Origin of the sequence: Roseomonas rosulenta, from assembly GCF_016106005.1 — a bacterium.
In the GTDB taxonomy this organism is placed as follows: Bacteria; Pseudomonadota; Alphaproteobacteria; order Acetobacterales; family Acetobacteraceae; genus Neoroseomonas; species Neoroseomonas rosulenta.
This window is the reverse complement of record NZ_JACADR010000164.1, coordinates 1-10,014: the sequence shown is the minus strand read 5'-3', so window position 1 is coordinate 10,014 and position 10,014 is coordinate 1. Positions and strand designations below refer to the sequence as shown.

Here is a 10,014-nt window from a genome sequence, read left to right as displayed (position 1 = left end):
GGGCGCCGCGCCCCGACCACAGCAGCATCGCCGCCGCGCTCGCGCCGCGCGGCCCGCCCGTCAGCGCGGCGACCACCGAGTCGTCGCGGAAGGCCGCGGCATAGCCGCCGAGCATGAGGGCGAACTCGTCGTAGTCCACCGAGGAAGACGCATCCACGGCGAGACAGAGCGCGAGATCGACCTTCTCCATCCCCGAACCTCGCATGTGCGGCGCTTGGATGCACCGTCCGCGGCGTGCAATCTGCCGCGGAACGACCCGGGAGACTTCGCGATGCGACGCAGGCACCTTCTCGGCGGCGCGGCGGGCACGCTGCTCGCCACCCCCGCCCTGGCCCAGGGCGGCTTCCCCGCGCGCAACATCCGCATGATCGTGCCCTACCCGCCCGGCGGGGCCACCGACGCGATGTCCCGCCTGGCCGCGCAGAAGATCCAGGAGAAGCTGGGCGTCACGGTGGTGGTGGAGAACCGCTCCGGCGCCAATGGCCAGGTGGGCTCCCAGGCGGTGCTGCAGGCCGGCGCCGATGGCTACACCATCCTCGGCTCGGCCTCGATCCACGTCATGGCGCGCTCCGTCATGCGCAACGTGCCCTATGACCCGGTGGCCGACTTCGTGCCGTTGGCGCGCACCGCCCGCGGCCCGCTCGTGCTGGTGATGAGCCCGCAGCGTCCGCAGCGGACCATTCCCGAGATCGTCGCGGCGGCGAAGGCCGAACCGGCGCGCTGGTCCTTCGCGACCTCCTCGCTGGGCTCGGCGGGGCATCTCGGCACCATCGAGTTCAACCGCGTGACCGGCGCGAACATCGAGATCGTGGGCTATCGCGGCACCGCCCCGGCGCTGACCGACGTGGCGGCGGGCAATGCGCAGCTCATGTTCGACCCGGTGCTGGCCACGCTGCCGATGGTGCGCGGCGGCCAGCTGCGCGGCCTCGGCATCGCCACGGCGGCGCGCACGCCCCTCGCGCCCGACCTGCCGACCATGGCGGAGGCCGGCCTGCCGGGCTTCGAGTTCTACTCCTGGTACGGGGTCTGGGCGCCGCGCGGCGTGCCCGCCGAGATCGTCGCGCGCTACAACGCCGCGCTGGTCGAGGGCATGCGCGAACCCGCCGTGGTCGAACGCCTGACCGGCCTCGGCTTCGAGGCAGTGGCCGAGAGCGTGCCCGAGGCCGAGCGCTTCATCGCAGCCGACGTCGCGCGCAACGCCGAGCTGCTGCGACTCGCGAACTTCCAGCCCGAATGAGCCTGACCGTCACGCCTGCCGCGCTGGCGGCGGAACTCGGCGCGCCGGGCCTGGTGGTGCTGGACGGCAGCGTCTTCCAGCGCCCCTCGCCCGACCTCACCACCATGCTGCAGGAGAGCGCGCGGGCGTCCTTCGAGAAGCACCGCATCCCGGGCTCGGTACATCTCGATGCGCTGGACTGGCTGTGGGACCGCGCGCGCCCCTTCCGCTTCGCGCTGCCCTCGCCGGAGGCCACCACCGCCGCCTTCGCCGCCCATGGGGTCGGGGAGGACAGCCGCGTGGTCATCTACGACCGCGTGGGCGGCAACTGGGCGACGCGCACCTTCTGGACGCTGCACTGGATCGGCTTCGACGCGGTGCGCCTGCTCGAGGGCGGTTTCGCGGCGTGGAAGGCGGCCGGGCTGCCGGTCGACAGCGGCCCCGCGCCGCCGCCCCTGCCCGCGCCACGCCCCTTCGTCCCGCGGCCGCGCGCGCGAGCCATCGCCGACCGGGACGCAGTGCTGGCCGCGATCGGCGACCCTGCGGTAGCGGTGGTGAATGCGCTCTCGCCCGAGCAGCACGCGGGGACGGGTGGGCTGACCTACCACCGGCCCGGGCGGATCGCCGGCAGCGCGAACCTGCCCGCCGCGCGGCTCGGCGATGCCACCCTGGCGCCGGAGGCGATCGCCGCCCTGGCGGCTGAGGCCGGCATCGCGCCCGGCCAGCGGGTGGTCGCCTATTGCGGCGGCGGCATCGCGGCCTCCAACCTCGCCTTCAACCTGATGCGGGCGGGCTGGAGCGACCTCGCGGTCTATGACGGCAGCCTCGACGAATGGGGGCGCGACCCCGCCCTGCCGATGGAGACCGGCCCGGGCTGACTTGCGCTGCGTCAAGGAACCGCGCCGCCCGCGGGCGGAAGATGTGGCTTCGACGGAGGAGGACCGGCGCGATGACCCAGCGCACCATGGGCGAGATCGTCCGCGACCAGAAGCCCTTGGCCCTCGGCCCCGGGGCCACGGTCGCGCAGGCCTGCGCCGCCATGCACGCACGCCGCGTCGGCGCGGTGCTCGTGGTCGACGACCAGCGCCGGCTGCTCGGCATCTTCACCGGCCGCGATGCGGTGCGCCTGCTGGCGGAAGGGCTCGATGCCAAGGCCACGCGGGTCGATGCGGTGATGACGCGCAACCCGACGACGCTCGGCCCTAAGGCCAGCGCGATGGACGCGCTGCTGGTGCTCAACGACTGCGGCTTCCGCCACCTGCCGATCGTCGCCGATGGGCGCGTCGTCGGCATCGTCTCCCGCTACGATTTCCGCGCCCAGGAGCATGCGCGCCTGGACGATGAGACGGGGTTCATGGAAGCCCTGCGCTGACTGGCGGCATCGTCGCGGCCCCGGACCGGACACCGAGGATGTGACCCAACGCCGCCCCGCGCGGCGCTATGATGGCTCTTCTGCGCGCAGCGGGAGGAGAACGCCATGAAGGACCGTCCCCTCATCGAGGTCGCACCGCATCGCCGCGTCGTCTGCCTGCCGCCCGAGGCGACGGTCCGGTCTGCCTGCCTCGGGATGCGCGGGGCCGAGGCCACCGCCGTGCTCGTGACCGATGCCGAGGGACGGCTGCTCGGCATCTTCACCGGCCGGGACGCGATCTGCCGCATCCTCGCGGCCGGGCGCGACGCCAGCACCACCACACTGGGCGAGGTCATGACCGCGCGGGTCGAGGCGCTCGGCCCACGCAACCGCGCGATCGAGGCGCTGCACCTGATGCATGACGGCGGGTTCCGTCACGTGCCGGTGGTCGATGGCGGACGGGTACGGGGCCTGGTGCTGCGCAGCGATTTCCGCGCGCTGGAGCGGGCGCAGATCGAGGTCGAGGAGGAGATCTTCCAGGTCCTGCGGTAGCCTGCGCCATCCGGAGGCGGTCTAGGCACTCCTGGCCGCCCGCCCTAGTGTCCGGCGCAGGAGGACACCATGCCGGACAGCCCCACCGACACCCGCCACGCCGCGGCGGAGACCACCCTGCCGCTCGCGGGCATCGTCGTGCTCGACCTGACGCTCGCGCGCGCCGGCCCGACCTGCGTGCGCCATCTGGCCGACTGGGGGGCGGAGGTGATCCGCATCGAGCCGCCCGCGTTCAACGATGGCCTCGGCGGCGCGCGGGAGGGCTACGACTTCCAGAACCTGCACCGCAACAAGCGCTCCATCGCGCTCGACCTCAAGACCGAGGACGGCAAGGCAGCATTCTACAAGCTGGCGGCGAAGGCCGACGTGCTGGTCGAGAACATGCGCGTGCGGGTGAAGCATCGCCTCGGTATCGCACCCGAGCAGGTGCATGCGGTGAACCCGCGGCTGATCTACGCCTCGATCTCCGGCTTCGGCCAGACCGGGCCCTATTCCGAGCGCGCCGGCGTCGACCAGATCGCCCAGGGCATGGGCGGGATGATGACCATCACCGGCGAGCCGGGCCGCGGGCCGATGCGCGCGGGCATTCCCTTCGTCGATCTCACCGCGGGCAACCTGCTCGCGCTCGCGGTGATGATGGCGCTTTGGGAACGGCAGAAGACCGGCAAGGGGCGCTGGGTCCACACCTCCCTGCTCGAGGCCATGGTCTTCATGCTCGACCTGCAGGCGGCGCGCTACCTGATGGATGGCGAGGTGCCCGGCCAGGCCGGCAACGACCACCCGGTGAACATCCCGATGGGCGCCTTCGAGACCGCCGACAAGCCGGTCAACATCGCCGCCTCCTCACCCAAGATGTGGGCGCAGTTCGCGCAGGCGCTGGGCCATCCCGAATGGCTCGATGTCGAGGCCTGGAAGACCGCGCGCGGGCGCTCGGACAACCGGAAGGACGTGAACGCCGCCATCGCCGCGGTGATGAAGCAGAAGCCCTCCGAGTACTGGATCGACCTGCTCGAACGCATCGGCATTCCCTGCGGGCCGATCAACAAGGTGGACGAGGTCTTTGCCGACCCGCAGGTGCAGCACCTGCGCATGGCGATGCCGATGCACCACCCGGAGCGCGGGCCGACGCACCTGGTCTCCAGCGCCATCAACATCGAGGGGCATGAGAGCGAGGTGCGCCGCGTCCCGCCGCGCCTGGGCGAACACTCGGCCGATATCCTGCGCGAAGCCGGCTACAGCGACGACGACGTCGTGCGCCTGCGCGGCCTCGGCGTCATCAACGGGGAATGAGCGCGATGGAATTCGCCGACGGGAAGATCCTGGCCGGGATCAGTGACGGCGTCGGCCGCATCACCTTCAACCAGCCCGAGAAGCGCAACGCCATGTCGGTGGCGATGTGGGCAGGCATGGGCGATGCGCTCGACATCTTCGAGAAGGATGCGGCGGTGCGCTGCGTCGTGCTCACCGGCGCGGGCGACAAGGCCTTCGTCTCGGGGGCCGATATCAGCCAGTTCGACAAGCTGCGATCGGATGCCGATGCGCAGCGCGAATACAGCAAGCAGACCGCCGGCGGGCGGCTGCGCCTCGCCACCTTCCCCAAGCCCGTGATCGCCGAGATCCGCGGCTTCTGCATGGGCGGCGGCCTGGGCATCGCGATGTCCTGCGACATCCGCATCGCCGCCGAGGGCAGCCAGTTCGGCATCCCGGCGGCAAAGCTCGGCATCGCCTATGGCTTCGACATGGTGCGCCACCTGGTGGACCTGGTCGGCCCGGCCCACGCCCACATGATCCTGATGACCGGCGAGCGCTTCGACGCGACCGAGGCGCAGCGCGTTGGCCTCATCAACAAGGTGGTGCCGGCCGATGCGCTCGCGGACGAGGTGGCGGCGCTGACGGCCACGCTGGCGCGCAACGCGCCGCTGTCGCTCTACGCCAACAAGCGCACGGTGCAGGCCGTGCTGCAGGACCGCGCGGATCGCGACATCGCGGCCATCAACGCCGCCATGGCCGCCTGCTTCGACAGCGCCGACTACCAGGAGGGCCGGCGCGCCTTCATGGAGAAGCGCAAGCCGGTCTTCCAGGGTCGCTGACCCACAGTTGGGGGCTGCGCCCGATGGCGCGTTCTCAAGCGGTCCGGGAGACCCTGGCCCAGGTGTCCGAATTGACACGCACGGGGCCGTTCCGCGCGGCCGGCCGGCCATGCTAGAGCACAGCAGGGCGGTCGGTCCGGCAAGAAGGCCGCCGCCCACGGGCCGGCCTGGGACGAGACGGGGGCTAAACATTCGATGATCGACGATATCGGCTGCGCGGCGCGGCATGCGTGCCGCGCGCTTGCTGTGCAGGGCGCATGAACGACGCCGCCTCCCTCGCCGAGTCCCACGCCTCGGCGCCGATCACGCGGCTGGTGGCCGAGGTCGCCGCACAATGCCCGGGCGAGCGCATCACGCTCGGCGAAATGGCGGAAGCCTTCGGCGACCGCGCCTTCGGCCTGCTGATCCTTATGCTCTGCCTGCCCGGCCTGCTGCCCGGCATGGCGAGCGTCTTCGGTACGCCCATGCTGATCCTGGGCGTGCAGATGGGGCTCGGCTTCCGCAAGCCGAAGCTGCCGGGCTTCATCGCGCGGCAGTCGCTCAAGCGCAGCGACGTGATGCGCCTGACGGCGGGGGCCGATACGCGCGTCTCGCGTGCCATCAGCAAGATCGAGCGCTGGGTGCGACCGCGGCCGGGACCCTTCACCAGCCCCGCGGCCGACAAGGTGGTGGGGTGGCTCACCGCCTATGCGGCGCTGATGCTGATCCTGCCGGGCCCCGGCACCAACGGCCCGCCCGCCTTCGGCACCATCGTGATGGCGCTCGGCGTCGTCGAGAACGACAGCAAGGTGGTCGGGCTCGGCATGGCGCTCACCATCCTCGGCAACCTCTTCGCGACAGTTGTGCTGCTGGCGCTGTTGTGGTGGGGCCTGGAAGGCGTGGCTTACCTGTGGGGGATGTTCGGCGGCGGCTCCCCGGGCTGATCGGGCAGCGACCGCGGCCGTTCGCTTCCGCATCGGGCAAGGCCGTGATCCACTTGTTTGCCCTCAGGCGCCGGGCGCACGCTCCGTGGTCCTGGCTTGCGCACCATGCACGGGTCCGGCCTGACCGGCCGATCGTCTGGGCGCGGTCGCGCTGTGCGCATGCGGATCGTGCGAGGCGCGACCCGCATGGGCTGCGCGCAATGCCACGCGACCGTTCCGCGGGCCTGGCCGGCGCCCCATGGACGGAGCGCGCCGCGCGCCCTAGGCTCCGGGCATGCACCGGTGGCCCGAAAGGGCTGAAACGGGAACGCGCGACGCGGTGAGACCCACCGCCAATCCGCGGCTGCCCCCGCAACTGTAGGCGACGAGCCCGGTCCCACATGCCATTGCGCCGCGGCGCGAGAAGGCGGGACCGGCGGAGGGGGCACCCGCCCCCTCCCCGTCGCGAGCCAGGAGACCGGCCGGCGCAGAGTTGTCTCGCGCGTGCCGGGCGGGGTGCACCGGCGCAACGGACCAAGGGCGCGCCCGCCGCAACGCCGGCGCCCCTCCGTATGCGAGCACGACGCCAGCCCGCTCCCTGCCCGCAAGGACAGGGGGCGAAACGTGGCACGTGCACGGAGGGAACCCCGGATGAAACACCGGATCCTCGTCGGACTTGTTCTCGCCCCCCTCGCCCCCGCCTGGGCGCAGGACCCGCAACCCGCAATCCCGGACATGATCGTCAGCGCGACGCGCGTGCCCACGCCGGCCGAGCGAATCCCGGCGGCGACCACCGTGATCACCCGCCAGGACATCGAGGCGTACGGCTACGTCACGCTGGCCGATGCGCTCGCCGCCGTGCCGGGCTTCCGCCTGGTGCAGGCGGGCGGGCCCGGCCAGCAGGCCTCGGGCTTCGTGCGCGGTACCAATTCGCGCCACGTGCTGGTGCTGCGCGACGGCGTTCCGCTGAACGATTCCGCCGAACCCAATGGCGCCTTCAACTTCGGCAACGAACTGCTCGGCGATGTCGAACGCGTCGAGGTGGTGCGCGGGCCTGTCTCGGCCGTGTATGGCACGGCGGCGATCGGCGGCGTGGTCAACCTGATCACCCGCCAGGCGCCGCGCGACCGCACCTTCGCCCCCTATGGGGAACTGGCCGGCGGCACGCAGCGCACCGCGCGCGGCTATGTCGGCGCCGGCGGCACGATCGGCGCCTTCGACTACGGCATCACCGGCCAGGCGCTGTCCACCCAGGGCTACAACGTCATCGCCCCGCGCATCACCACCAACCAGGGCGAGCGCGACGGGCTGCGCGCCGCAGCCATGACCGCGCGCATGGGGGTGACGATCGGCCAGACCACGCCCGATGCCGCGATCGGGCAGACGCGCATCGACGGGCTGCTGCGCTGGCGGGAGAACACCGCCGGGCTCGACAACGTGCCCAATGACGACCCGAACTACACCGGGCAGGACCGCAACTGGTTCGGCTTCATCCGCAGCCAGACCGACCTCGCGGGCGGCGCCTGGACCACGGGGTTCCGCGTCTCGGGCAGCCATGACCGCCGCCGCTACACCAACTTCCCCGACAGCCTGACGCGGTCAACCGCGGACGACCTGTACAACGGCGAACGCCGCGGCATCGCCTGGGACAACACGCTGCGCCTGCCCTCGGCCGAGGGCATCTTCACCGACGCGGCACTGACCTTCGGCGGCGGCTGGGACCGCGAGCAGGCGCAGAGCGCCGCCGGCTCGCCCTTCTTCCGCACCACCGTCGATGCGCGGTCGTCGAGCGGGTATGGCTATGTCGGCGCGCAGGCGCGCTTGTTCGGGCGGCTCGACGTGACCGCGGCCGCGCGGCTCGACGACACCGACGACTACGGCTCCGAGACCAGCTGGCGGCTCGGCGCCGTGCTCGAGCTCCCCGAGATCTCCTCGCGGCTGCGCGGCTCCGGCGGCACCGCCTTCAAGGCGCCCTCGCTGTACCAGCGCTACGGCGTGATCGGCAGCTTCTTCCGCGGCAATCCGAACCTGCAGGCGGAACGCTCGACCTCCTGGGAGGTCGGCTGGGAGACCGACATCGGCCGCTACGCAACGCTGTCCGCGTTGTACTTCGACAACCGCATCCGCGGGCTGATCAACTTCGACCCGACCTTCACCACGCTCGAGAACATCGACCAGGCGCGCATCCGCGGCGGCGAGTTCGGCATCACGGTGCGGCCCTTCGACTGGCTTTCCGCCACCGGCTCCTGGACGGTGCTGGAGGCGCGCGACACCGCGACCGACACGCCGCTGCCGCGCCGTCCGCGCAATGTCGCCAGCCTGACCGCACGCATCGCGCCCGAGGTGGGCTGGTTCGACCTGCCGCGCTCGCGCCTCGTGATCGCGCCGGAGCTGCTGTATGTCGGCGCCTCGCCCGAGGGCGCCTTCGCGCGCTACGAGGATAACGGCCAGGCGATCGGCACCGCCGGCAAGAACCCCGAGGGCTGGCTGTTCAACCTGACGGCCTCGCTGCCGGTCACCGCGCAGCTCACCGCCTTCGTCGAGATGCGCAACATCGGCAATACCCGCTACGAGCCGGCCAATGCCTTCGTTGTGCCCGGCCGCAGCGCGGTGGTGGGGATGCGCGGGGCGTTCTGATCCACAGGCCGGGCGCGCCCGCGCCGCGTGATCCAACCGGACGGATCACGCGGCAGCGCCCGGTCGACTGGCCTTCCTGCCGCGCAACGCCACCCTACCGCGTCGCGCCGGGCACCCAGGTCACGTCGCCGCCCGCCGCGGCATTGGCGTGGCGCGAGAGCACGAAGAGGTGGTCCGACAGCCGGTTCAGGTAGCGCACCACTGCCGGGTTCACCTCCTCCTCCGCGGCGAGCGCCACCACCAGGCGCTCGGCGCGCCGCACCACGGTGCGCGCGAGATGCGCATGCGCCGCGGCCGCGCTGCCGCCGGGCAGCACGAAGGATTGCAGCGGTGCAAGTGCCGCGTTCATTCGCGCGATCTCGACCTCGAGCCGCACCGACTGCGCATCGCTCACGCGCAGCCGCGCGCCCGCCTCGCCAGGCACGCAGAGATCGGCGCCCACATCGAAGAGCTCGTTCTGGATGCGCCCGAGCATCGCATCGATCTCCGCATCGCCCGCGGTATGCAGCCGCACCAGGCCCAGCACGGCATTCGCCTCGTCGACCGTGCCATAGGCCTCGACGCGCAGCGCGTCCTTGCGCACGCGGCGCCCGTCGCCGAGCGAGGTCTCCCCCGCATCGCCGCCGCGCGTCGTGATCACGTCGAGCTTCACCATGGCGCTGCCTCCAGCACCGGCGCCGGCCGGGGGGCCGACGCCGTGATCCCGGCGCGTTGGCCCGCCCGCGGCGGCGCGGAAGGGATTGCGCGGCGCCAGTCGGAACGCCCTCGCGCGGTGCGAGGCCCCCTGGCGGGGCGTGGCCGGCGGAGCGGGGTTTCGGGCAGCCTCATGCCTCCGTTATGGCGCGGATCGGCCACAGGACAAGCCATGGCGCATCATCGGTCGCGCGCATCGGTCAGGCGGAACTGCACCGCGGTGGACAGCGTGCCGGCCACCGGCAGGCCGCCCTGCATCGCCGGGCGGAAGCGCCAACGCCGCGCAGCCTCCACCGCCGCCTGGTCCAGCCGCGGATGGCCGGAACTGACCGCGACCTCCGCCGCCTCCACCGACCCGTCGCTACCCACGCGCAGCGCCAGGCGGACCACGCCTTCCTCGCCACGCCGGCGGCTCTCGGGCGGGTAGTCGGGTGGCGCGTTGCGCTGGCCGGCATCGGTGCCGGGCGGCACCACCGCGCCCATCGCCCGGGCGCCGAAGGAGGGATCGGGCAGCGCGCCGAGGCCGGCATCGAGCCGCATCTGCCCCTGTGCGGCTGGTGGCCGCGCGGGCCG

The 10,014-nt window shown here is 72.3% G+C and carries 11 protein-coding genes and 1 riboswitch; of the genes, 8 read left to right on the top strand and 3 right to left on the bottom strand.

The genetic code is table 11. The features are described from left to right. Positions 1-190: DUF1194 domain-containing protein (locus HW578_RS17580; RefSeq protein WP_198371914.1), on the bottom strand; the 190-nt coding region annotated here is incomplete at its 3' end. Positions 191-271: 81 nt separating this feature from the next. Between HW578_RS17580 and HW578_RS17575 the strand changes: the two genes are divergently transcribed. The 8 genes from HW578_RS17575 (at position 272) to HW578_RS17540 (ending at position 8,748) form a co-directional block, all read left to right on the top strand. Continuing rightward, on the top strand, positions 272-1,237 hold the full coding sequence (locus HW578_RS17575; protein ID WP_198371913.1) for a Bug family tripartite tricarboxylate transporter substrate binding protein: 966 nt from the start codon (positions 272-274) through the stop codon (positions 1,235-1,237). After that, on the top strand, positions 1,234-2,094 hold the full coding sequence (locus HW578_RS17570) for a sulfurtransferase (RefSeq protein WP_198371912.1): 861 nt from the start codon (positions 1,234-1,236) through the stop codon (positions 2,092-2,094). Before HW578_RS17575 ends, HW578_RS17570 begins: the two co-directional genes overlap by 4 nt. A 71-nt stretch (positions 2,095-2,165) precedes the next feature. Continuing rightward, positions 2,166-2,588 carry a CBS domain-containing protein gene (locus HW578_RS17565; protein WP_198371911.1) on the top strand — a complete coding sequence of 141 codons (423 nt, stop codon included), beginning with the start codon at positions 2,166-2,168 and terminating at the stop codon, positions 2,586-2,588. 105 nt (positions 2,589-2,693) lie between these two features. Continuing rightward, positions 2,694-3,119 (top strand): CBS domain-containing protein, encoded by a 426-nt coding sequence (locus HW578_RS17560; protein WP_198371910.1) that lies wholly within the window; start codon positions 2,694-2,696, stop codon positions 3,117-3,119. Between the two features lie 69 nt (positions 3,120-3,188). Further along, positions 3,189-4,409, top strand: coding sequence for a CaiB/BaiF CoA transferase family protein (locus HW578_RS17555; RefSeq protein WP_198371909.1), 1,221 nt, complete (start codon positions 3,189-3,191; stop codon positions 4,407-4,409). A 5-nt stretch (positions 4,410-4,414) separates the two neighbouring features. After that, positions 4,415-5,209, top strand: coding sequence for an enoyl-CoA hydratase (locus HW578_RS17550; RefSeq protein WP_232479066.1), 795 nt, complete (start codon positions 4,415-4,417; stop codon positions 5,207-5,209). A gap of 257 nt (positions 5,210-5,466) precedes the next feature. Then, positions 5,467-6,132 (top strand): exopolysaccharide biosynthesis protein, encoded by a 666-nt coding sequence (locus tag HW578_RS17545; protein ID WP_198371907.1) that lies wholly within the window; start codon positions 5,467-5,469, stop codon positions 6,130-6,132. Between the two features lie 263 nt (positions 6,133-6,395). Further along, positions 6,396-6,612: riboswitch (cobalamin riboswitch) on the top strand. 150 nt (positions 6,613-6,762) lie between these two features. Next, a complete protein-coding gene (locus HW578_RS17540; RefSeq protein WP_198371906.1) occupies positions 6,763-8,748 on the top strand; it encodes a TonB-dependent receptor plug domain-containing protein in 1,986 nt (661 codons plus the stop codon). A gap of 94 nt (positions 8,749-8,842) precedes the next feature. On the opposite strand, the gene HW578_RS17535 is transcribed toward HW578_RS17540, so the two are convergent. Both HW578_RS17535 and HW578_RS17530 read right to left on the bottom strand, forming a co-directional pair. Then, a complete protein-coding gene (locus HW578_RS17535) occupies positions 8,843-9,403 on the bottom strand; it encodes a cob(I)yrinic acid a,c-diamide adenosyltransferase (protein ID WP_198371905.1) in 561 nt (186 codons plus the stop codon). 218 nt (positions 9,404-9,621) lie between these two features. Beyond that, positions 9,622-10,014, bottom strand: a 393-nt coding sequence (locus HW578_RS17530) for an energy transducer TonB (protein WP_232479065.1), incomplete at its 5' end; no start/stop codon positions are given.

Bases quoted from the DNA above. Each gene is read 5' to 3' on its own strand.
- HW578_RS17555 (WP_198371909.1), top strand. From the start codon at position 3,189: ATGCCGGACAGCCCCACCGACACCCGCCACGCCGCGGCGGAGACCACC.
- HW578_RS17545 (WP_198371907.1), top strand. From the start codon at position 5,467: ATGAACGACGCCGCCTCCCTCGCCGAGTCCCACGCCTCGGCGCCGATC.
- HW578_RS17540 (WP_198371906.1), top strand. From the start codon at position 6,763: ATGAAACACCGGATCCTCGTCGGACTTGTTCTCGCCCCCCTCGCCCCC.
- HW578_RS17550 (WP_232479066.1), top strand. From the start codon at position 4,415: ATGGAATTCGCCGACGGGAAGATCCTGGCCGGGATCAGTGACGGCGTC.
- HW578_RS17560 (WP_198371910.1), top strand. From the start codon at position 2,694: ATGAAGGACCGTCCCCTCATCGAGGTCGCACCGCATCGCCGCGTCGTC.
- HW578_RS17575 (WP_198371913.1), top strand. From the start codon at position 272: ATGCGACGCAGGCACCTTCTCGGCGGCGCGGCGGGCACGCTGCTCGCC.
- HW578_RS17565 (WP_198371911.1), top strand. From the start codon at position 2,166: ATGACCCAGCGCACCATGGGCGAGATCGTCCGCGACCAGAAGCCCTTG.
- HW578_RS17535 (WP_198371905.1), bottom strand. From the start codon at position 9,403: ATGGTGAAGCTCGACGTGATCACGACGCGCGGCGGCGATGCGGGGGAG.
- HW578_RS17570 (WP_198371912.1), top strand. From the start codon at position 1,234: ATGAGCCTGACCGTCACGCCTGCCGCGCTGGCGGCGGAACTCGGCGCG.